This window comes from Mucilaginibacter dorajii (assembly GCF_024808255.1).
In the GTDB taxonomy this organism is placed as follows: domain Bacteria; phylum Bacteroidota; class Bacteroidia; order Sphingobacteriales; family Sphingobacteriaceae; genus Mucilaginibacter; species Mucilaginibacter dorajii.
In genome coordinates, this window is the sequence record NZ_JANTYS010000012.1 from 77,208 (window position 1) to 99,360 (window position 22,153).

Consider the following 22,153-nt stretch of genomic DNA (forward strand, 5'->3'; position numbering starts at 1 on the left):
AGCATTAAACCGGCCTAAAAGAAACCCAGTTTATTCTTATTATAGGAGATCAGCATATTTTTTGTCTGGCGATAGTAGTTCAGCATCATTTTATGATTTTCCCTGCCGAAGCCCGATTTTTTGTAGCCACCAAACGGCGCGTGTGCCGGGTAAGCGTGGTAGCAGTTAACCCAAACGCGCCCGGCCTGTATGGCGCGTGGCACCTGGTAAATTTCATGCGCGTCGCGGGTCCAAACGCCTGCACCTAAGCCGTACAGGGTATCATTGGCTATTTCAATAGCTTCTTCTACCGTTTTAAAGGTGGTAACCGATACCACCGGACCAAAAATCTCTTCCTGGAAAATACGCATCTTGTTATTGCCCTTAAAAATGGTTGGGGTTATATAATAACCGCCGCCCAGATCGCCCTCAAGTTTTTGCGCATCGCCACCGGCCAATACCTCGGCACCTTCTTTTTTGCCGATATCCAGGTAGCTCAGGATCTTTTCGTACTGATCATTAGAAGCCTGCGCGCCCATCATGGTAGTTGAATCCAGCGGGTCGCCCATTTTGATGGCTTTGGTGCGGGCAATAACACGTTCTATAAACTTGTCGTAAATATTTTCATGTACCAGCATGCGCGATGGGCAGGTACAAACTTCGCCCTGGTTTAAGGCAAACAGTACGGCACCTTCTACAGCCTTATCAAAAAACTCGTCATCGGCATCGCCAACAGATTCAAAGAAAATATTGGGAGATTTACCACCAAGCTCCATGGTAACCGGAATGAGGTTTTCTGACGCATATTGCATGATCAAACGCCCGGTAGTGGTTTCGCCTGTAAAAGCTACTTTGCTAATACGGGAATTGGTAGCCAGCGGCTTACCGGCCTCGGGGCCAAAACCTGTTACAATATTTAATACACCCGGGGGCAGGATATCGCCTATCAGCTCCATCAGCACCATAATACTGGTTGGCGTTTGTTCCGCTGGTTTTACCACCACGCAGCAGCCGGCCGCCAACGCGGGGGCAATTTTCCAGGTAGCCATTAACAGCGGGAAATTCCATGGAATAATTTGTCCTACTACGCCAAGAGGCTCCTGCAGGTTTATGCTTACGGTAAACTCATCGTGCTCACTGATGCTGCTTTCTTCTGCACGGATAGCACCGGCAAAGTAGCGAAAATGATCAACGCACAATGGCAAATCGGCAGCCATGGTTTCACGGATGGCCTTACCATTGTCTATGGTTTCTACCGTGGCCAGGTAGCTTAAATTATCTTCAATTACCTGGGCTATTTTAAGCAGCAGGTTACTGCGCAGGGTGGCGGCTGTTTTGCTCCAGGTTTTAAAGGCCTCGGTGGCAGCATCGACAGCGGCTTCAATATCCTCTTTGGTTGAGCGGGCGGCTTTGGTAAAAACCTTGCCGTCAATGGGCGATATGTTATCAAAATACTCGCCTTTAACAGGCGGAACAAATTTGCCGCCAATGAAATTGTCGTACTTATCCTTAAAGGATGGTCTTTGCGCTGTACTCATAATGGTTTTATGTTTTTGGATTGGTATAGGCTAAGTTAGCGGCGGTTGCCATCGGCCTTTTGCACAATGCTCTCAATTGGGTGCACAATAGTTTCAATTTAAAATTGATTTGCAATGTGTTGTTAACTATGCCTAACTTGCTTTTAAATAAGCCAATTATGAATGAGAGAAACCTGGTATCTCCGTTTGCCCTTAGCGGTAAGCGCGAGTTGCACACGCTGGTTGAAAACCGCCGTGCCTATACCTTAAACCATTGTGAGCTTAATATTTACGAAACTTACCAACGCAGCGAACTGGTGCCCTTAACCTTTAACGACCTGGTAATTACCAGTATGCTGCGGGGCAAAAAGGTGATGCACTTGTTTGATAAGCCCGGTTTTGACTACCTGCCCGGCGAAACCGTTATTGTGCCGCCCAATGTTACCATGACCATTGATTTCCCAGAAGCATCTGAACTTAACCCATCGCAATGTACGGCCCTGGCCATCAATCACCAGGAAATTAAAAGCACGCTTGATTTTTTAAACGAGAACTATCCCCGCACCAATAACGACCTGTGGCAGCTTAACTATCAACAATTCCATTTTTTTAATAACCATGAGCTTGCGCAACTCATCAATAAACTCATCAGCATCAGCACGGGCGATGTGATCACCAAAGATGTTTTGGCCAACCTTACCCTGAAGGAATTACTCATCCGCATTATGCAGATGCAAAACCTGCACCAGGTGAAGGAAAACATGCAGCAGTTGGGTACCAATAACCGCTTTGCTTATATTTTACAATACATTAAAAACCACCTTACCGATAAGCTGAACATTGATGCCTTAAGCCAGATGGCCTACATGAGCAAAGCAAGCTTTTTCAGGGCGTTTAAGCACGAAATGGGAATTGCTCCGGTTGATTATATTATTAAGGAACGCATTCAGTTTGCCAAGCAGTTGCTGCAAAACCCTTATTGCAGTATGGCAGATGCCTGCTTTAAGGCCGGCTTTAACAACCAGCACTATTTTAGCCGGGCATTTAGAAAAATTGTGGGCACCACGCCCAGTTTGTACAAGGCGGGAATAACTACTAAAGGGGACAAAAGATTTTCGGAGCAAGGATAAAGGACTTTTCTGCGAGTAAAGATTTTTGGAGCAAAGATCAAAGACTCTTTTTAAAGTAAAAAAAGATATCTGTGGTAAGGATGATTTTTTAGGAGTAAAGATTTTGGAGTAAAGATCAAAGATGTTTTTTGGGGGAGTAAAGATATCGGGAGCAAGAATCAAGTACGTTTTGGAAGAATTTATAGAATGCAGATAAAAATCTTTAATCCATAAATCTTTATTCTTTGATCCCTTAAATAATCCATAAATCCTTGTTCCTTAATCTAAATCAAGCTGCTGCTCTATCGGCATTAATTACCTCTGCCGGGTCAATTTCCAGTACCTGGCAAATTTTGAAGAAGCGCTCAAGGGTTAGCTTTACGTAGCCCAGTTCAATTTTACTGTAGGTATTCTGCGATACTTTGAGTTTAGCTGCAAGATATTCTTGTGAATAGGCTAAACGCTCCCTGGTAGTACGGATATTATCGGCTATGGTTTTCACATTGTAGTCCACTAAGATTTCCATTTTTTAAGGCTTATTTTGTTATCAATAGAAACGAAATATTTAATATCCCGGTTTTGGAGGTTTAATATTTAGGGCTATAAAAAGCAGTCGCATAAGTTGTACTCCAATTTGGTTTGGTAAAGAGAGGGCAAAAGATGAAAGACTTTTGGACAAAGGAAGATGACTTTCGTAGGCGTGTTTATGTTTTTTGATTTATGATGAGATAGGTTTAACATGGATAATATTATTTTTGCCTACTATGAACACCATCACCCTCAAACGAACCAACAGCGACGATCCCGACTTCAGAAACCTGGTAAACCAACTGGATGTCGACCTGCGCGACCGTAACGGCGAGATGATGGACATTTACGATCAGCATAACGTGATCGAAAAAATTGATACCGTTGTAATAGCTTATCTAAATAATAAACCCGCTGGCTGCGGCTGTTTTAAGCCCTTTGATCATGAAGCTGTAGAGGTAAAAAGAATGTTTGTACCGCCTGCCGGCCGGGGAAACGGCATCAGCAAAAAGGTATTAACAGAATTAGAAACCTGGGCGCGCGGATTGGGTTTTACCTATACCGTATTAGAAACCGGCGCAAAACAGATAGAAGCCTTGAGCCTTTATCCAAAAGCGGGCTATCAATCAATCCCCAAATATGGGCCGTATGTTAATTTGCCGGATAGCATTTGTTTTAAGAAAACTTTGTAGCTATTGACATTTTTAAAATAGGTATATGGAAGTACAACCCTTTAATGATAACGACGTAAACCTGCTTGTTGACTTACAACCAGATGGCTGGCCGGATATTACACCAAGCTTCCGCTTTTACAAGGTATCGTCTTTTTGCTTCCCTATAAAAATAATTATCGACGGTAAAATTGCCGGCATCGGCGCAACAATCATTCACCATAAAATAGCCTGGCTCGGCCATATAATTGTCCACCCGGAACACAGGGGTAAAGGAATTGGCGGCTATATTACCAAAAAACTAATTGACATTGCCAATCAACATGATTGCGAAACAATTAATTTAGTTGCAACCGACCTTGGAGCTCCCGTTTACGAGAAAGCCGGTTTCACCACAGAAACCGAATACTTTTTTTTTAAAGATATACATATAGCATCAGCACTTTCACCTCTTGTTATACCATATAAAAAAGAATTCAGAGAACAAATTGCGGAAATAGACTACCTGACCTCACAGGAAGACAGGGTGTTTCTTTTTGAAGAACATCTTACCGGCGGATTGGTGTATTTCAACAATAATATGGTCGAAGGTTTTTATTTACCCACTCTTGGAGAAGGTTTAATAATTGCGAATACCAGAGCTGCAGGAATTGAACTACTGAAAGTACATTTTAATGCCAACGATAAAGTTGCATTCCCTAAAGACAATTTATACGCAACCACATTTTTGCATGAAAACGGATATAAAGAAATCCGTACCGCCAAACGAATGATATTGGGTAAAAAAAGGAACGTAATACTGTCAAATATATACAACAGAATAGCAGGAAATATTGGTTAAGTGTAATAAAAGCTCCGCATAACGGAGCTTACAAGAACACCTAATATCTACACACAACTAAATATTTGATATAACGGTTTTAGGGTTTAATATTTAGCGTTATAAAAAGCCATCGCATAGATAGTACTACTATTTGGTTTAATAACGACAGGGAAGTTATTGCATCGATATAAACAGGTAGAGACCTTGAGCCTTTACCCAAAAGCGGCTTATCCGCCTGTGGAGCATGAGATTGCTTCGTGCCTCGCAATGACATGTTGTAAAACGGAAGTCATCCTGAACTTATTTCAGGACCCCACAGAACAGGTTTCCCGCATAAAGTATCTTATCAAGTGGGGTGCCGAAACAAGTTCGGCATGACGGCGGTTCGTCTCCTAATATACCGCAACAAAAAAGGTAAACGGACAAGCTCCGTTTACCTCCAATCATACACTTACCTATCTGCACACACAAATCTTACACTCAAAAACCCACGACTCATCAATCACTATTCACTACTCACTAACCTCATCCCCCATCGGCTAATTGAAAATTCATTGGGATAACGTATTTAACGCGTACAGGCTGGCCGTTTTGCATCCCGGGTTTCCAGGCTTTGGCCAGTTTTAATACACGGGCAGCCTCTTCATCAAAACCAAAGCCTGCGCCACGCTCTACCTTTATATTTGACAGTGTTCCATCTTTTTCAATAACAAAGCTCATCAGTACCTTGCCGGAGATCCCTTGCTCCTGAGCTGCCCCGGGGAAACGCAGGTTTTTGTTTAAAAACTTACTCCAGGCCGCGGCACCACCAACCGGTTCGGGCATTACTTCAATACCTCCCCCGTTCATATCGTGTATCGAGTTATCCACAGCGGGGGCTTTACCATCTCCATCACCACCTTTATTTTCTATCACATTACCCGGTTTATCATCACCTTTGCTGTCAACGCTACCAATAGTACTGCTTAGCAGCTCTGTTGTGGTATGCGGTTGTACAGGCGGGTCGCTTGGCACTACCACAGGCGGCAGGTTTTGCATTGTTTTTACGGGCGGGGTAGCTTTTAAAGGTTCGGCGGGCTTAGCAGGTTTGGCAGGCTTTACCACATCGGGCTGTTTAACAGCAACTGTACTAAGTTCAACCGGGGTCATTTTAACCATTACCGGCGGTTTAGCTTTAAACAAAAGACTCGATGCTACAATAATGGCCACACCGCCAAAAGCCAGTCCCATGGCTTTAATCATGGTTTGCCCATAATTGGTTCTTAATTCATAAGCTCCGTACTCTTTGTTGCGATGGTCAAATACAAGGTCGAGCCATTCGGCGTTGTACAAATCAAATTTTGTGTAAGGCATAATTTTAAGAATTAAATTTCTATATTAACGATATAACATACATTATATTTTATACAATCCTAAAATAATTCATTTATCTAAAAAATAAATTTCATCAAAATTTCATTTTTCAAGGTCGGGAAGCAGCGCCCTCGTCATGATGTAGCATTATTCCCCTTCGGCCAGTTGAAAGTTAAAAGGGATGCTATAGGCAACGCGTACCGGGTGCCCGTTCTGGATGCCTGGTTTCCAGGGCTTGGCCAGTTTAAGCACCCTTATAGATTCTTCATCTAAGCCCGAACCCAATCCGCGCGCTATTTTAATGTTTGATATCGATCCATCTTTTTCAACAACAAAGTTCAGGATCACCCTGCCTTGTACATTATTCTCGCGCGCAACCGCCGGGTAACGCAGATTTTTTTGTAAAAACTTAGCCCAACCCTCCATGCCACCATCGGGCACCGGTAAGGCCTCTATTGATTCAAAGGAGTGTATCGATACGTCCTCAGTGACGGCCGCAACGCCGTTCCCTTTCCCGCCATTGCCATCAATGCCCTCTAAACCGGTTCCCGCTGAAGCATCCGGCCCCGCCTGGTCTGTATTGGATATGGTAGCCTTCTGAAGTTCGGCCATGGTATGCGGATCAACAGCCTGCTCTTCGGGCACTACAACCGGCGGTAGAAAGATTAACTTTTTTGATACATCCTTAGGCAGGTTGAGGCCGGAAGATTGAGGCGGAATCACCTTCTGTTGTTGTTTAGGCGCCACAGGAGGCGGCGGTTGTAATACATCAGGGAGATGCACTTCGGTGGTAATCATAGTTTCAGGTTTGTGCCTGAACGCCAAACTTGCTATCGCCCAAACAGCAACAGCGGCAAAAGCAAGTCCCATAGCCTTACTCATGGTACGGCTATAGTGTTGCCGTAATTCATAGGCACCGTAGCTTTTGTTACGGTGATCAAATACAAGATCGAGCCACTCCATCTCGTACAAATTAAATTTCGTCATTGACATATTTACAGAATTAAATTTTACAATAAACGAATATAAAGTATTTATATTTTATAAAACAAGTAAAAAGTTGTGTTTTTCAGAATTTAATTTGGAAATAGTAAAATCAGGCAGATAAATGAATGGTTGAAACTAACCAAGGGACGACTCACCCGGCCGACGCTGCGCTGGGCCTGCCCTCTCTCCGGCTGCGCCGCATAGAGGGCTTAAAAAAAAATTGCTATCATAGTTAAACAAGCAATTTGGAAAGAGAGTACACGCAGTTTCATCGGCTTGAGCGGCCTTTACATTTCAGGTTGCTATTTTGGTAAATAGCATCACCATAATCTATATAAAATGCCAACCTTTTACTTAATACCTAAAAAACAACCAATATTCCGATAAAAAATCATTTCACTTTTTAAAAAACAGAAAATAATTGAACTTTTATATTAATTTATCACACAAAAGCACAAAAACTTAAAATATTTATAAAAAAAGTAAGACTATTTTATTTTTTTACTACTTTTATGAAATGGACAACAGGCTTTATCGGTTTATTGCCTTATTTTTTCTGCTTTTTCCGGGCTTTTCAGCTTCGGCAAGGGGAGGATTATACCATATTAACCATACTGACGATAAAAAATCTTCAGTATCGGCTGCTACAGCGCATCATCTGCCTTATAACCCTTACAGTTATGAGTTTATTTTAAATGGCGCGCCATCACAATTACTAAACCTGCAGCAACACCGGGGTTCGCACTCCATGCAGGGTATTTATAACAGCCCTAACTTTTACTCCATACATTTTAAGTACCTCAGTTTTATTTGCGGTGGGGGCACCGGCGAGCTATCGCGTTTCCGCAAACTCATCCTTTTTCCATTCCACGATTTCTGGTAGTAGCAAAAGCAATTTTATGCGCGGTGTGCTGATTACATGCCCGTATTTTATTGTTTTTTAAAATTTAGTTTAAAATACTGAACGGCATTTTGATTGGGTGCCCTGTAAGTAATTTTTAATACCCGAAGGCATTTTGATTGGGTGCCTGCGTGTATAGTTTTTATACTGCCCGGTATTTTGATTGGGTACCGGGCAGTGTTTTAATTATTTTATTAACTACTCCCTAAAACCCTAAGCATGAAAAAATTCATACCATTTGGCGTACTATTAGTTGTAATTGTACTTGCCCTTATATACCCTTCAAACCTTGTAACTACTATTAAAGAAAGTAAAATTGATAGTGGCGATACCGCCTGGCTATTAGTGAGCACCGCCCTTGTACTGATCATGACACCCGGTCTGGCCTTTTTTTATGGCGGCATGGTTAGCAAAAAAAACGTACTATCAACCATGATGCAAAGCTTTGTTTGCATGGGCGTTATTACCATATTGTGGGTAATATTCGGCTTTAGCCTTGCATTTGGTAAAGACGAGTTTGGTGGCTTTATAGGTAACCCCGGCACCTTTTTTATGATGAAAGGCATGCTTGGCAATGATGTATGGCCTTTAGCTCCTACTATCCCATTGGTGTTGTTTGCCATGTTCCAGCTAAAATTCGCGGTTATTACCCCTGCCCTTATCACAGGTGCATTTGCCGAGCGAATCCGCTTTAACTCGTACCTTATTTTCCTTTGCTTGTTTATGATATTCATCTATGCCCCCTTAGCACACGCTACCTGGCACCCGGATGGCTTCTTTTTTAAATTAGGCGTGCTTGACTTTGCAGGTGGTACCGTGGTACACATGAGCGCCGGCTGGGCTGCTTTGGCATCGGCACTATATTTAAAACAACGTAACGAAAAAGCACACTCACCTGCCCGTATCAGCTATGTGCTATTAGGCACAGGTTTATTATGGTTTGGCTGGTTTGGTTTTAACGCAGGTTCGGCTTTGGGTGCAAATCCGCTTGCTGCTACTGCTTTAGCTACTACCACTACCGCATCGGCCGCTGCCGCTATTTCATGGATCTTTTTTGATATGATGCTTGGCAAAAAACCATCGGTTTTAGGTGCTTGTATAGGCGCGGTTGTAGGCCTGGTAGCCATCACTCCTGCCGCTGGCTTCGTAACCATATCAAACTCATTAATTATAGGTATAGTTGCCGCAATGGTAAGTAACCTGGTAGTGATCTGGAGAAGTAAAACCAGCATTGATGATACGCTTGATGTATTCCCTTGCCATGGTGTAGGTGGTATGGTTGGTATGTTAATGACAGGTATTTTTGCCCACGTTAATGTTAACGCTGGCAATACTACCGGTAACGGTTTATTTTATAGTGAAACCAAGTTATTCTTTGTACACCTTATTGCGTTGGTAGCGGTATCGGCATTTGCTTTTGTAGGTTCATATATTTTGTTGATCATTACCGACAAAATCAGCAAGCTACGTGTAACACCAGAAGAAGAGGCTGCAGGTTTAGATATCAGCCAGCACGACGAAGAACTTTAATCCTTAAGAGAAACTTTACAACTGATCGAATTATTTATTAACGAAATGTTTTAATCATCTTTAAATACAGAAAGGAGGTACTGTTCAAACATCCCCCAAATAAACATTACAAAACATTCAAACAAACATTCCAATTAACGTAATTGTTATTAATTCTCGCCACGAACCAAATAACAACAAAAAATTAAAGCTGCCTCCCGGTTAAAGAGGCAGCTTTTTTATTGAGTTGATAAACATAAAATACTGGAGCAAACAACCAATGACAGCGCAGCGAAATGACTAATGACGCGAAGCAAATGACCAAATTACCACTCCTTAGTCGAGATCTTTTTGATCGTTTTATCTACCACCTTAGGCTTAGCAGACATTTTAAGCATATACGCCTTTAAAAGGCCTCCATACTGCCGGCTATTCAGCAGGATCTTATCCAGGTAAACCGAAAAATCCTTTTTATCCAACATATCTTTACCTTTTTCCATCGCGGTGTTTACGCCAGGCGTAAGCACCTCCATTCCATATCTGTCGCGTTTATAGGGGTTAAATACAAAATCGGTGAACCAATAACGGTATTTTGCATCCTTAACCTCTATCTGCATAGTGTACGTTATTTCGCCACCAAGACTATTGGAGATCAACGACCTTTTAGGTACTATGAAACTGCCTTCTCCGGTTAAAACGCCTTTCGCCTCGTCGCTTTTTGTAACTTTAAACTTGCCTTTTGGAAAAGCCTTGCTCATAAAGTAAGCGCCGCGGTTAAACAACGTATCTTTAATTAAACCCGGCTGCTCAATTGCCTGGTAATAAATGCATTTATTACGTTCGTCAAAAGCCAGTGAATCTTTTTGGGCCAGGGCAACCTTGGCCGATAGTACGAAGACTAAGGCAACAATGATGTTTTTCATTTTGGGAATAAAATCAAGAGTCAACAATCAAGAGTCAAGATAAAAAGCATGTCTTCTTTGCATTGGAGATCAAAGATCAAGGTTTAAGCATTCAAATTCTCATCTAAACTTGAAAAACTCCTGCCTTAATTCTTGACTCTTAATTCTTGACTCTATTTTTCCAAATATAAAAAGCCTCCCGGTTATATCAGGAGGCTTTTTGTAAAATATTGTTTTTATTAAAATTAGAATGCGTAAACAGCAGCTAAAATAAATTGAGATGCTGATTTTGTTGCAGTGCCGTCACTTTTAACAAAGGCATCGATGTTTTTAGTATGATCTAACCTAACCTCCGGAATAAAGGTTAACGGACCAGCTTTGATATTTGCAGTTAAAGTTGATGCCAATACAGAGTTACCTGGGGCAATACCTATATCAGAACCACTGTTGGTAGCTTTTGCTTTAAAGTACTCTTCGCGCAAGCCAAAAGTAACCGTTTTTGAAACAGCGAGTTGAGGATACAATGCATAACCGTAATAGTTAAGCGCACCGTTTCCTGATTTCCGGGCAGCGTTTAATCCCAATTTAAAGGCATCAGTAATTTGGTAAGCAGTGGTTAAATCCAATACAGTACCAGAGTATTTACCACTTGCAAGGTTAATGTAAGCAGTCCATCCTTTAACAGGTGCTAAAAATAACTGGGCACCAAATGTTGAAACTTCCGGCGTGCTTGAAGTTGAACGATAAGTGTTCCAGGTATCGTTAAATGCACCTGCCATTAAACTCACTTTATCAGAGAAAGCATAAGTAGCTTTGAAACCTGCATTCTGGAACGGACCAGCGCTGAATAAGTAAGAAGTTGAGTAGTTAAAGTTGGCTGTCGGGCTAATTACCTCGTAACCAACAAATGTTGCCATATAACCGGCTGTCAGGTTAAATTTATCGGTAACATCATAGCTAACATATAAATTCTGGATGTGATAGCTTGAAGTACCTGCCGGAAGGCCACCTAATGTTGCATCAGGAATTGATTGCTCCTGGCCACGCGGCCCAAAAGACATTTCGCCTACAAATGACGCTTTACCAACTTTTTTCTTCAGACCTAAGTCGATCATACCAATAGAAACAGAATTTTGATCTGATCCGAAAGAGGTTTGAATATTTGGTTTGTTTGAGAAATCATTTTTAAAATAAGTATCTACCGAACCGTAGATAACCAAAGGCGCATCAGACGTGGTTTTTACAGTGTCCTGGGCTTTAACCGTAAAAGCCGCAATGCTAAAAACTGATAAAAGTAAAAGTGTTTTTTTCATGATAACGATTTAATTGATTTGATTTTGATTAGGGTTGAACAAAGCTTTCCCATTAAGCCCGGTTTTACACCTGGCTTCAGGTAATTCTCAATAAAATTTCTTGGTTATTTTTAGGGTTGCTATTGATAGCAAACAACCTGCAATAAATCAGGAAGGTGTATTAAGGGCAGCTTTTTTCATGGTAACAGTTTGTTTAATTGTGGATTGATTGGGTTGATTGAAAATATTTTAAGCTTCGGCTGGCTAATAAACTAATACACAACATAGCTGTTATTAAAGCCGGGCATAAAGTTGTTATTATAAAATACCTGGTGTAGTTGGCTGGCTATGTCGGTAACGCAACCAACCACACAAGGTACTGTTGTATTATATTATACTGCAGATGGAGAGGTTACACCTTTATCAAAAAGGCCGCTTAAGCTGATCTCATCATCCTGAGGTGGGTAAACTTCGATACCGTGATCAAATACGTCGATACCGCCGGCACCTGTTTCACCTTCTTCTTCGATACGTAATTTCCATGGATGACCTAATTTGTTGATGATAAACATCATTACAAAAGTTACCACAAATACGGCCAATGTAATAGTTAAGCTACCAATGAATTGCGCTTTTAAAACCCCAAAACCACCACCGTAAAATAAACCGGCTACAGGAGCAGAGTTATCAGCACCGGTTGGGCCGGTAGCACCGTACTGACCAGATGCAAATAAACCTAATGATAAAGTACCCCAAATACCGCAAAGGCCGTGTACAGATACTGCACCAACCGGATCATCAATACGGAACCACTCAATAAGGTAAACACCTGCAAATATTACAACACCTGCAACTGCACCTAATAATATAGAACCCAGTGGGCTAACCCAGTAACAAGGGCAGGTAATAGCAACTAAACCACCTAAGAAACCATTGATGGTGAAAGCCAAATCAAACTTGCCTTTAGTTGGGCCAAACCATAATGCCATAAGCATTGCGGCAAAACCGCCGGCACAAGCCGCAAGTGTAGTGTTGGCAGCAACGCGGCCAATACCTTGCATATCCATTGCAGACAAAGTAGAACCAGGGTTAAAACCATACCAGCCAAACCACAGGATGAAACCACCCACAGCAGCAACTAATAAGTTATGACCAGCAGGTAATCCACCTTTTTCTTTATCGTCCCGGGCAAAGATCCTACCCAACCGTGGGCCTAATACCATTGCACCTGCCAGCGAAGCTACACCACCAATTGTGTGTACCACTGTTGAACCGGCAAAATCGCGGAAAGGCTGAGCGCTCAGGTGAGCAAAAATGCTTGAAGTACCCATCACCGCTAAGAAACCATCTGGTCCCCAGGCCCAGTGACCAATAATTGGGTAAATAAAACCTGTAATACCTATACTGTAAAGGATATCGCCACGGAAGCTTGTACGACCGATCATTGCACCAGATACAATGGTTGAGCAAGTATCAGCAAAGGCGTATTGGAAAATCCAGTGAGCCAATACCGGGATACCGGTTGAACCGTAAGTATCAGGCGTATTTTGAAGGAAAAACCAGTTGGTGATGGTTTTACCATCGGCACCCAAACCGCCCCATCCAATAAAACCATTACCGTTACCAAACATAAACGCGTAACCTATAGCGTAAAATAACAAACCACAAAGGCAAGTATCAAAAATACACTCCATAAGTACGTTCACTGTCTCGCGCTTGCGGGCAAAACCTGCTTCAAGCATAACGAAACCTGCCTGCATACCAAATACTAAAAAGGCAGCAACCAGTGTCCAAACAGTATTAACTGTGTTAATTAACGACGTTTCGTGAGCGGTATACGTTTCGGCAGCATGTGCTTTTGTACCAAAAATACCTGGTAAAACCATCATTGCCCCGAAAACGAGCAACAAGCCCACCATTTTTCCTGTAAAAATGGTAGCACCCAGCGCCCATTTCTCACGTGTCAGCTGTCGGACTGAACTTAGGAAGTTGATTTTTGTAGAACTTACTTTCATTTGTTTTTTAATTTAGTTTGATTGTTTTTTAATAGTTTAATTTTAGTTTGATTGTTGTATAGTATAAATAGCTTGATTGCAATTGGTTTACTTTCCACAAAACAACTTAAACGATGCAGGTTTTAAGTTTTGACCATTAAACACTACACATTTTTAAAAAAAATATAATATTTATGTGGTTTTTGTAAATTATTTCATGAAATTATGTAGTTATTTTAACAATAACAAATTTTAGACAAAAAAAACATCACAAAAACATCAATAATTATTAAAATCATAATTCAAAACCAAAAAACAGGCTTAATTTTATTGAATTTTTAATATCAAAATAACATAAGTACTTACAAAACCACTTTAACATACAAAATCATCAATTTTAAAAGACAAAATCTCATTTTTTAGCGTTTCATAGATAAAAAATGAAATATTTTAACTCAAAAAGCAAGTTTTACCTCATAATGTGTATAAAACACATATCAAAATCATCGTCAAAAGACATATTACACCGTAACTACTCGTTTTAACTTCTATTTATTTCATCAAATTTTGATGCATATTTTAAAGGATAGTTCTATTTTTGAATTTGCCATTAATTAAACCGCATAATAATTATGTCCAACATCCGATTTAAAGCACTGCAGGACGTTCTGAACAGAACCATCCCCGAGGTGAAACCACCAGCTTCAAAAATTTCTGAATATTTTGGCGCCAATGTTTTCGATAAAAAGAAAATGAAGGAATACCTTTCGACAGAGGCTTACCAGGGCATTGTTAATTCTATTGAAAAAGGTGAACCTATCCCTCGTGACCTGGCAGAGCAAATAGCATCGGCTATGAAATCATGGGCCCTTGGCAAAGGAGCAACACATTATACACACTGGTTTCAGCCGCTTACGGGCACCACGGCCGAAAAGCACGACGCCTTTTTTGAACCTACGGCCGATGGTGGCGCAATAGAACGCTTTAGCGGCGATGCCCTGTCACAACAGGAACCCGATGCCTCCAGTTTCCCAAGCGGCGGAATCCGTAATACTTTCGAGGCCCGCGGTTATACTGCATGGGATCCATCATCGCCCGCGTTTTTAATGGCGCGCACCTTGTGTATCCCCACTGTGTTTGTATCCTACACCGGCGAAGCGCTTGACTATAAAGTACCATTGTTAAAAGCATTAAGCGTATTGGATAAAGCGGCGGTTGATGTTTGTCATTACTTTGATAAAGGTGTTGAGAAGGTAAATGCCTCTTTAGGACTGGAACAGGAGTACTTTTTGGTAGATATTGCCCTTTTTAACGCCCGCCCCGACCTTTACTTGACCGGAAGGACACTTTTTGGCCACATTTCTGCAAAAAACCAGCAATTAGAAGATCATTATTTCGGGTCGATACCAGGACGGGTGTATGCTTACATGCAGGATATGGAAGCCGAAGCCTTATTATTAGGTATCCCATTAAAAACCCGCCATAATGAGGTTGCGCCATCACAATTTGAGTGCGCCCCTATTTATGAAGAAATAAACCTGGCCATTGACCATAACCAATTGTTAATGGATTTGATGGACCGTGTAGCCCGTCGCCATAACTTTAAAGTGCTATTGCATGAAAAACCTTATGCAGGTATCAATGGTTCTGGCAAGCACAACAACTGGTCGTTAATTACCAATACCGGTAAAAACCTGTTGTCGCCGGGCAAAACGCCAAAAAACAACCTCATGTTCCTTACCTTTTTTGTGAATACCATAAAAGCGGTTCATGAACATGCCGATTTGTTAAGGGCATCTATAGCATCTGTCAATAATGATCACCGTTTAGGGGCCAATGAAGCTCCTCCTGCTATTATCTCCATTTTTTTGGGCAGCCAGCTTAATGATGTATTGGATGAGATAGAAACGTCAAGGATCAGCAAAAAAATAAAAGAGGATAACCTGTTATGGCAGGGCATTCCTAAAATTCCACAGATTTTACCCGACAATACCGACCGCAACCGTACCTCGCCTTTTGCCTTCACCGGTAATAAATTTGAGTTAAGGGCAGTTGGCTCATCGGCAAACTCGGCCAGCCCGATGACGATCCTGAACCTTATAGTTGCCGAGCAGCTTAAAAGGTTTAAATACGATGTAGATAAACTGATTAAAAAAGGTGAGAAAAAAGACCTTGCCTTGCTCATTGTTATCAAAAAATACATCAAGGAATCAAAAAACATCCGTTTTGAGGGTAATGGCTACAGCGAAGACTGGGAAAAAGAAGCAGAAAGACGCGGTTTAGCCAATATTAAAACTACGCCAAAAGCGCTCGACGCTTTCCTGTCAGAAAAAACGGAGATCCTTTTTGCAGAAACCGGTGTATTTACACCACGTGAGGCACATGCCCGTCACGAGATTTTGCTGGATAGCTTTTACAAAAAACTTCAGATAGAGGCCCGCGTAATGGGCGAATTAGCTTTAAACATCATCATTCCTGCTGCCTTAAGCTATCAAACCAAACTAATTGAAAACGTAAAGGGATTAAAAGAGCTTGGCCTTGCAGCATCAACTTATGAAGCACAGCTGGATATTATTACCAAAATTGCAGACCATGTTAACTTCATTAAAACCAATGTTGACCAAATGGTTGAGGCACGTAAAACAGCAAACGCGGTAGAGGATATCCGCCAGCGTGCCATTGACTACGATGAGAAGGTTAAATCATTCTTCGCGCCTATTCGGTACCGTGTTGATAAATTAGAGCAATTGGTTGATGACGGCATGTGGCCGTTGCCAAAATTCAGGGAGTTGCTGTTTATAAAATAGACACACGAATCGTGCGAATTTGGGCGAATGGCACGAATTTTAATTTACAGACAATTAAAAAAGATCGTCATTGCGAGGAGGTACGACGAAGCAATCCCCAACTATACAGGGCGAATAATCAGGTGTACCTGCTTATTGGGGATTGCTTCGTTCCTACCCATGACAAATATAAAAATATGTCATTGCGAGCGCAGCGTGGCAATCTCGTAGCCATACAGAGCGAATATGCATGGCGACGAGATTGCTTCGTTTCTACCCATGACAAGTCCACCATGTCATTGCGAGGCACGAAGCAATCGCATGCTCTACAGGGCGGATCTGCATAGTTCGCGATTGCTTCGTTCCTCGCAATGACATAGCTTTATGTTGTCATTCCACCTTCAGAATTTCGCGAAATTTTACAACTCGCAATGACAAGGGGGCGATGTTGTCATTTCCACCTTCACAGTCCGCGGATTTTACTACTCGCAATGACGATTTAATAAATCATTTCGCCCTTGTTTTTTCAAGTATACTCAATGTATACAAATCACGGCTTTCTAAATTACCACATTAACCCTTCAGGCATTCAAACTTCCCTCACCTTCATCAACCTTATAAGGGATAACAAAACTAAAGGTGCTGCCTTTTCCCGCCTCACTCTTAGCGCTAATGTTGCCTTTTTGTAATTCAACCAACTGCTTACAAATATATAAGCCCAGGCCTGTACCCACATTCCCTCTTGCAGAATTGGTTTGGTAATATTTTGAAAAAAGACTTTCCTGTTGCTCTGCGCTAATGCCATCGCCGGTATCGGTAATGGCAACATGCAGCTTTGTTTCCTTTTCTGTATGTAGTAACACAGCGTCAATAGTTATACTCCCCGCTTTTGTATATTTTATTGCATTGCTGAGCAGGTTTACCATCACCTGCTTAAGCCGGAAGCTATCACCTGATAAAACAATTGCCTCATCACCATGGAAACTATACACTAAGTCGAGTTTCTTTTTACTGGCGCTAAACTCCATACTTTCAGCAACTTCTTTTAATACTGCATCTGGTTTAAAGGGAGCTTCATGGATCTGCAGCTCGCTGCTTTCCATCTTAGCGGCATCAAGCGTATCGTTTAGGGTATGCAGCAGCATATCTGACGACGACCGGATTGAGGTGAGCATTTCTGATTGCCTGGCCGAAAGCTCTGTTTTACTGAAGATAAATAAAAAACCTTTGATAGCAGTGAGCGGATTTCGGATCTCGTGCGTCATGTGTAGCAGCAAGTCCATTTTTTGCTGGGCGATGATAACGGCACGGTCGTTTTCTTTTCGTAAAAGCACTTCCGACCGATCTAGCTTTATCACAAACGCTATAAGCATAGTGGCAAACACCAATACCAATAAAAGAGCTCCCAGGTATAATTTATTGAGCAATAAGGTAGCTTCTGCATAACTATGCAACGCAACGTTCCTGAACGAATCTGTAATATTATAATTCAACTGCTTCAAATCATCAATGAGCTGTTCCAACTCATTGATGATTTGAGTATTTAAACCGATGAGTTGTTTTTGCAGATCCCTTAATTCCTGGTTTGTTTGTTGTAAACGTTTAAATTTATCTACAAAAGCTTTATTATTTTCGGCCAGCTGGCGCTGCGTGTTTACATCAACCACTTTACTGTTATGGTAATGATTAACTTCCTTGCCCGATGATTCCGCATATGCATTAGTATCCTTAATGGCCGCCTTAATACGCGCAAAAAAGCCTTTTCTTTTCATTTTGCCGGCTTTATAGGTGGTTTCGCTGTTTTGATCAACGCGATTACGGTTGGCATTTGCATTTACCATTCTGTTGTATTCGCCATTGATGGCCAGCAGCGAATCAAAACGATGTTTTACCTGTAGCAGTTTATCAGATAGCTTTAACTTTTGATCATACCAGCCACGGATTTGCAAGCGCTGACCGGCATTTAACTTTACGGTATCAAAGCTGCTTTTAAGCAGGGTATCTATTTGAGTAAAGGCTTGTGTAAGCTTGCGTTTATAAATTGCTTTTTTATTGCCATCATCATCCAATAACGAGGATTGGAATAAACCCTCCGCCTCATGAAGCAACAATAATACTTGTTGCGGACGTGATTGATCAAGTTCCATCTGATGTGATAAACGGGCAGTTGTTGCCAACTTTTGGGCAATACTATCCCGCACAAATAGCGCAGCAATAGCCAAAATAATGATCAATACTAAAAACGACAGAAGGATTTTTCTGGATAGTATATTTGTATAGGTTACCTTCATAGAATGAAAGCGGGTAAAACGATCTAAAAAAAAACGATGCCCGCAAATTAATTTAAAGCAATAATAACAATAAGACGGACGATAGATGCAAGAGTTATGCCAATTTAACAATTACACTCTAATTTCACTAATGAGGTCGAATTTCCCGAATGCTTAAACACTTACCCCCAATAATCTACAATTTTAATTCGAGCCAATTCGCTCAAATGCGTGAAATTCGTGTCACGCAAACAAATCACTCGCCTTGTGCTGCTCTATAATCACCTCCCGATATTTACTTAGCAAAGCCGATTTGGATATAAAACCAATGAACACGTTATCCTTTATTACCGGCAACTGCCAAACATCAATGGCATCAAAGGTTTCCATTACTGCGCTGGCGGGTTGTTCATAGTCAATTACCGTGGGTGGCACTACCATAATATCGGCAATGGTTTTATCGGCTATTTCCTGGTTAAACAAACTGCGGCGGATGTCGTCTATCAATACAACGCCCTCCAGCCGGCCATCTTCTTTTAAAACAGGAAAGATATTGGCATCGGTAACGGCCAGTATCTTATAAAAATCATTTACTGTGGTTTGCTTATCAACAGCAGTATATTTTCTGTTGATGATGCTATCCAGCGTAATTGCGTTAAGCATGCCATAATCCTGCCCGGGATGGATGTTTTTTTCATGGATTAAATGCTGCCAGTATATATTATGCGGCGATGACAGGCGCGATATAATATAAGATATAGCCGATACAATCATGAGTGGGATAAACAACACGTAGCCACCTGTAATTTCGGCAATTAAAAATATGGCGGTAAGCGGGGCGTGCAATACGCCGCTTAAAGCCCCAGCCATGCCTACAGCTATAAAATTGCTGGTATTTAAGTGAATAAGTCCGGTTTGGTTAACCCCGTAAGCCACCAGTAAACCCAAAAAGGCACCCGTAAACATGGTTGGCGCAAACGAGCCGCCATTACCGCCCGAACCAATGGTAATACCAGCGGCTATAATTTTCATAAAAACCAACGCGGCAATAAACAGCAGCATGATCCAGGGATTTGAAAGCAAATTTGAAAACAGCGATTCGTCTTTAAGCGCATCGATGTTACCGTTCAATATTTCCTGCAGATAATGATAGCCCTCGCCAAAAAGCTGCGGAAAAACCATAATGATAACGCCCAAAAACAAACCACCCGATAATGCCCTTACATACCTGTTTTGTTTTTTTAAAATGCCGCCTTCCAGATCGCCACCTACCTTATTAATATATAAGGCTATCCAGCCGCTGAAAAAGCCCAGCAGTACATAAAAGGGGATGGCGCTTACCACCCAGCCCTCGGTTACCAAATGAAACAACTGGCCGGAGTATAACAATTTTGAAACCACAACACCTGTTGCCGAGGCTATTAATAAGGGGATAAATGTTGGGATAGTGATTTCTCCTATCAATATCTCTAAGGAGAAAAGCACCCCGGCTATGGGGCTGTTAAATACCGCCGCGATACCTGCCGAAGCTCCTGACGCAAGCAATACCGTTTTTTCATAAGGTGTAAGCTTAAAAAACTTACCCACATTTGAACCGATAGCTGCTCCTGTAGCTACAATTGGGGCCTCCAAACCCGCCGATCCGCCAAAACCCACGGTTAACGAGCTGGTAACTATATGCGAGTACATGTTATTGATCCTGATGTTCGACCGGTTCTTTTTGATATTAACTAAAATACTCCCAATCCCCTTTTGTATTTTATCGCGGTTGATGATGTGCTGCCAGGCTACCGCTAAGAAGATCCCAAGCGCCGGCAAAAACACATAGGCTAAATGATAATACAAATGCCCCGAAATGCGATGGCTCACATCCTCCATAAAATGAACTAAAAACTTTAGGGCAACAGCCGCAAGCCCACCAAAAAAACCTACGAATACACTGCAATAAATTAAAAAGTTGCGCTGGCTGTTACGCCTCAGGCGCCAGCGGTTTATTTTATAGGAGAGGGTTTTAAACATTTACACACTAATTTCACTAATGAGAGCGAATTTTACGAATTGAACAGGCACAAATTACCTGGATGAAACCAGATTGGATTGACTTAATTAAACCGTGTTACACCAATTAAGTTTTAGTACCACCCCGTGAACCGATTTAGTGCAAACTTACGAACTTTAAATGCGGATTGGTAAATTCAATTCAATTAGCAAAATCGTGATTGTGGAATGAGATTAGTGGCATTCGATCTCATTCGTGAAATTCGTGTACAAAATTCGTGAAATTCGTGTGTATATTTGCCCATGATTTCTTCGCAAAGATACGATCAAAGAGGTGTATCTGCCTCAAAAGATGATGTACATAACGCTATTAAAAACATTGATAAAGGCGTTTTCCCTAAAGCTTTTTGTAAAATAGTACCTGATATATTAACTAACAACGCTGATTACTGCAATATTATGCATGCCGACGGCGCGGGCACAAAATCGTCACTGGCGTATACTTACTGGAAAGAAACCGGCGATATTTCTGTTTGGCGCGGTATTGCGCAGGATGCCATTATCATGAACCTTGATGACCTGCTTTGCGTGGGTGCTGTTGATAACATCCTGTTATCGTCAACTATCGGTCGCAATAAAAACCTTATTCCCGGCGAAGTTATCGCGGCCATTATTAATGGTACCGAAGAGATTTTAAGCGAGCTACGCGATGCAGGAATAGGCATATACTCAACAGGGGGTGAAACAGCCGATGTTGGCGACCTGGTACGCACCATTATAGTCGACTCTACCGTAACCTGCCGCATGAAGCGCGATGATGTGGTATCAAACCATCGCATTCAACCAGGCGATGTTATAGTAGGCCTGGCATCATACGGACAGGCCACTTACGAAATAGAATATAATGGCGGCATGGGCTCAAACGGACTTACATCTGCCCGCCATGACGTGTTCAATAAAACCATTGCCGATAAATACCCCGAAAGCTACGATGCGGCTATCCCTTACGAATTAATTTTTAGCGGCAGTAAAAACCTTACCGACCTGGTTGACATTGGCGATGGTAAAACCATTACCGCGGGTAAACTGGTATTAAGCGCTACCCGCACCTATGCACCTATTATTAAAAAAATGCTTGATGGTTACCGCAACCAGATTCACGGCATGGTACATTGCAGCGGCGGTGCGCAAACCAAAGTATTGCACTTTATCGACGAATTGCATATCATTAAAGATAACCTGTTCCCTGTGCCGCCATTGTTTAAATTGATCCAGGAAGAGTCAAAAACCAGCTGGCAGGAAATGTACAAAGTGTTTAACATGGGGCACCGCATGGAGCTTTACGTACCACAGGAAATTGCTGCCGAACTGATTGCCATTTCACAAAGCTTCGGTGTTGATGCACAGATCATCGGCAAAGTTGAAAAAGCCGATGTTAAGCAGGTAACCGTAACGTCGGAATTTGGAGAGTTTGTTTATAATTAAGGATATCCAACTGATATAAAAAAAGCCGCCGGAAAACTCCGGCGGCTTT

General features: G+C 41.7%; 16 protein-coding genes. 7 read left to right on the plus strand and 9 right to left on the minus strand.

What is annotated here, in order from left to right; translation table 11 throughout:
- Positions 1-14 precede the first annotated feature (14 nt).
- Positions 15-1,517 carry an aldehyde dehydrogenase family protein gene (locus tag FHS10_RS16980; protein ID WP_310504190.1) on the minus strand — a complete coding sequence of 501 codons (1,503 nt, stop codon included), beginning with the start codon at positions 1,515-1,517 and terminating at the stop codon, positions 15-17.
- A gap of 158 nt (positions 1,518-1,675) precedes the next feature.
- Here FHS10_RS16980 and FHS10_RS16985 point away from each other — a divergent pair, with 158 nt between their 5' ends.
- Positions 1,676-2,626 carry an AraC family transcriptional regulator gene (locus FHS10_RS16985; RefSeq protein WP_259092732.1) on the plus strand — a complete coding sequence of 317 codons (951 nt, stop codon included), beginning with the start codon at positions 1,676-1,678 and terminating at the stop codon, positions 2,624-2,626.
- Between the two features lie 268 nt (positions 2,627-2,894).
- Here the strand turns inward: FHS10_RS16985 and FHS10_RS16990 are convergent, their stop codons facing one another.
- Complete coding sequence (locus FHS10_RS16990; protein WP_259092734.1) at positions 2,895-3,131, minus strand: helix-turn-helix domain-containing protein; 237 nt, start codon at positions 3,129-3,131, stop codon at positions 2,895-2,897.
- A 238-nt stretch (positions 3,132-3,369) separates the two neighbouring features.
- Here FHS10_RS16990 and FHS10_RS16995 point away from each other — a divergent pair, with 238 nt between their 5' ends.
- Complete coding sequence (locus FHS10_RS16995; RefSeq protein ID WP_259092736.1) at positions 3,370-3,825, plus strand: GNAT family N-acetyltransferase; 456 nt, start codon at positions 3,370-3,372, stop codon at positions 3,823-3,825.
- A gap of 25 nt (positions 3,826-3,850) precedes the next feature.
- Positions 3,851-4,645 carry a GNAT family N-acetyltransferase gene (locus FHS10_RS17000; RefSeq protein WP_259092737.1) on the plus strand — a complete coding sequence of 265 codons (795 nt, stop codon included), beginning with the start codon at positions 3,851-3,853 and terminating at the stop codon, positions 4,643-4,645.
- 507 nt (positions 4,646-5,152) lie between these two features.
- On the opposite strand, the gene FHS10_RS17005 is transcribed toward FHS10_RS17000, so the two are convergent.
- Together FHS10_RS17005 and FHS10_RS17010 are read right to left on the minus strand one after the other, a co-directional pair.
- Positions 5,153-5,980 (minus strand): energy transducer TonB, encoded by an 828-nt coding sequence (locus FHS10_RS17005; RefSeq protein WP_259092739.1) that lies wholly within the window; start codon positions 5,978-5,980, stop codon positions 5,153-5,155.
- 147 nt (positions 5,981-6,127) lie between these two features.
- Positions 6,128-6,967, minus strand: coding sequence for an energy transducer TonB (locus FHS10_RS17010; RefSeq protein WP_259092740.1), 840 nt, complete (start codon positions 6,965-6,967; stop codon positions 6,128-6,130).
- A 517-nt stretch (positions 6,968-7,484) separates the two neighbouring features.
- On the opposite strand from FHS10_RS17010, the gene FHS10_RS17015 reads away from it, so the two are divergent.
- Together FHS10_RS17015 and FHS10_RS17020 are read left to right on the plus strand one after the other, a co-directional pair.
- Positions 7,485-7,850 (plus strand): hypothetical protein, encoded by a 366-nt coding sequence (locus FHS10_RS17015; RefSeq protein WP_259092742.1) that lies wholly within the window; start codon positions 7,485-7,487, stop codon positions 7,848-7,850.
- Positions 7,851-8,087: 237 nt separating this feature from the next.
- Positions 8,088-9,398 (plus strand): ammonium transporter, encoded by a 1,311-nt coding sequence (locus FHS10_RS17020; protein ID WP_259092743.1) that lies wholly within the window; start codon positions 8,088-8,090, stop codon positions 9,396-9,398.
- 305 nt (positions 9,399-9,703) lie between these two features.
- Here FHS10_RS17020 and FHS10_RS17025 read toward each other — a convergent pair whose 3' ends face one another.
- The 3 genes from FHS10_RS17025 to FHS10_RS17035 all read right to left on the minus strand — a co-directional run bounded on the left by FHS10_RS17025 (position 9,704) and on the right by FHS10_RS17035 (position 13,586).
- Positions 9,704-10,300: a DUF4468 domain-containing protein gene (locus FHS10_RS17025; protein WP_259092745.1), complete on the minus strand. Its 597-nt coding sequence runs from the start codon at positions 10,298-10,300 to the stop codon at positions 9,704-9,706.
- A gap of 224 nt (positions 10,301-10,524) precedes the next feature.
- Positions 10,525-11,592 (minus strand): porin, encoded by a 1,068-nt coding sequence (locus tag FHS10_RS17030; protein ID WP_259092746.1) that lies wholly within the window; start codon positions 11,590-11,592, stop codon positions 10,525-10,527.
- A 371-nt stretch (positions 11,593-11,963) separates the two neighbouring features.
- Positions 11,964-13,586, minus strand: coding sequence for an ammonium transporter (locus FHS10_RS17035; protein ID WP_259092750.1), 1,623 nt, complete (start codon positions 13,584-13,586; stop codon positions 11,964-11,966).
- Positions 13,587-14,197: 611 nt separating this feature from the next.
- Here FHS10_RS17035 and FHS10_RS17040 point away from each other — a divergent pair.
- Complete coding sequence (locus FHS10_RS17040; RefSeq protein WP_259092752.1) at positions 14,198-16,372, plus strand: glutamine synthetase III family protein; 2,175 nt, start codon at positions 14,198-14,200, stop codon at positions 16,370-16,372.
- A 560-nt stretch (positions 16,373-16,932) separates the two neighbouring features.
- Here the strand turns inward: FHS10_RS17040 and FHS10_RS17045 are convergent.
- Both FHS10_RS17045 and FHS10_RS17050 read right to left on the minus strand, forming a co-directional pair.
- Positions 16,933-18,642, minus strand: coding sequence for an ATP-binding protein (locus FHS10_RS17045; RefSeq protein WP_259092754.1), 1,710 nt, complete (start codon positions 18,640-18,642; stop codon positions 16,933-16,935).
- A 222-nt stretch (positions 18,643-18,864) separates the two neighbouring features.
- The gene (locus FHS10_RS17050) at positions 18,865-20,640 is read right to left on the minus strand and encodes a chloride channel protein (RefSeq protein WP_259092757.1); all 1,776 of its coding nucleotides are present in this window, start codon (positions 20,638-20,640) and stop codon (positions 18,865-18,867) included.
- A 282-nt stretch (positions 20,641-20,922) separates the two neighbouring features.
- Between FHS10_RS17050 and FHS10_RS17055 the strand changes: the two genes are divergently transcribed.
- Positions 20,923-22,104, plus strand: coding sequence for an AIR synthase related protein (locus FHS10_RS17055; protein ID WP_259092760.1), 1,182 nt, complete (start codon positions 20,923-20,925; stop codon positions 22,102-22,104).
- Positions 22,105-22,153: the final 49 nt, after the last annotated feature.

Excerpts from the sequence above, each read along its gene's own strand:
- FHS10_RS16980 (WP_310504190.1), bottom strand. The coding sequence starts at position 1,517 with ATGAGTACAGCGCAAAGACCATCCTTTAAGGATAAGTACGACAATTTC.
- FHS10_RS16985 (WP_259092732.1), top strand. The coding sequence starts at position 1,676 with ATGAATGAGAGAAACCTGGTATCTCCGTTTGCCCTTAGCGGTAAGCGC.
- FHS10_RS16990 (WP_259092734.1), bottom strand. The coding sequence starts at position 3,131 with ATGGAAATCTTAGTGGACTACAATGTGAAAACCATAGCCGATAATATC.
- FHS10_RS16995 (WP_259092736.1), top strand. The coding sequence starts at position 3,370 with ATGAACACCATCACCCTCAAACGAACCAACAGCGACGATCCCGACTTC.
- FHS10_RS17000 (WP_259092737.1), top strand. The coding sequence starts at position 3,851 with ATGGAAGTACAACCCTTTAATGATAACGACGTAAACCTGCTTGTTGAC.
- FHS10_RS17005 (WP_259092739.1), bottom strand. The coding sequence starts at position 5,980 with ATGCCTTACACAAAATTTGATTTGTACAACGCCGAATGGCTCGACCTT.
- FHS10_RS17010 (WP_259092740.1), bottom strand. The coding sequence starts at position 6,967 with ATGACGAAATTTAATTTGTACGAGATGGAGTGGCTCGATCTTGTATTT.
- FHS10_RS17015 (WP_259092742.1), top strand. The coding sequence starts at position 7,485 with ATGGACAACAGGCTTTATCGGTTTATTGCCTTATTTTTTCTGCTTTTT.
- FHS10_RS17020 (WP_259092743.1), top strand. The coding sequence starts at position 8,088 with ATGAAAAAATTCATACCATTTGGCGTACTATTAGTTGTAATTGTACTT.
- FHS10_RS17025 (WP_259092745.1), bottom strand. The coding sequence starts at position 10,300 with ATGAAAAACATCATTGTTGCCTTAGTCTTCGTACTATCGGCCAAGGTT.
- FHS10_RS17030 (WP_259092746.1), bottom strand. The coding sequence starts at position 11,592 with ATGAAAAAAACACTTTTACTTTTATCAGTTTTTAGCATTGCGGCTTTT.
- FHS10_RS17035 (WP_259092750.1), bottom strand. The coding sequence starts at position 13,586 with ATGAAAGTAAGTTCTACAAAAATCAACTTCCTAAGTTCAGTCCGACAG.
- FHS10_RS17040 (WP_259092752.1), top strand. The coding sequence starts at position 14,198 with ATGTCCAACATCCGATTTAAAGCACTGCAGGACGTTCTGAACAGAACC.
- FHS10_RS17045 (WP_259092754.1), bottom strand. The coding sequence starts at position 18,642 with ATGAAGGTAACCTATACAAATATACTATCCAGAAAAATCCTTCTGTCG.
- FHS10_RS17050 (WP_259092757.1), bottom strand. The coding sequence starts at position 20,640 with ATGTTTAAAACCCTCTCCTATAAAATAAACCGCTGGCGCCTGAGGCGT.
- FHS10_RS17055 (WP_259092760.1), top strand. The coding sequence starts at position 20,923 with ATGATTTCTTCGCAAAGATACGATCAAAGAGGTGTATCTGCCTCAAAA.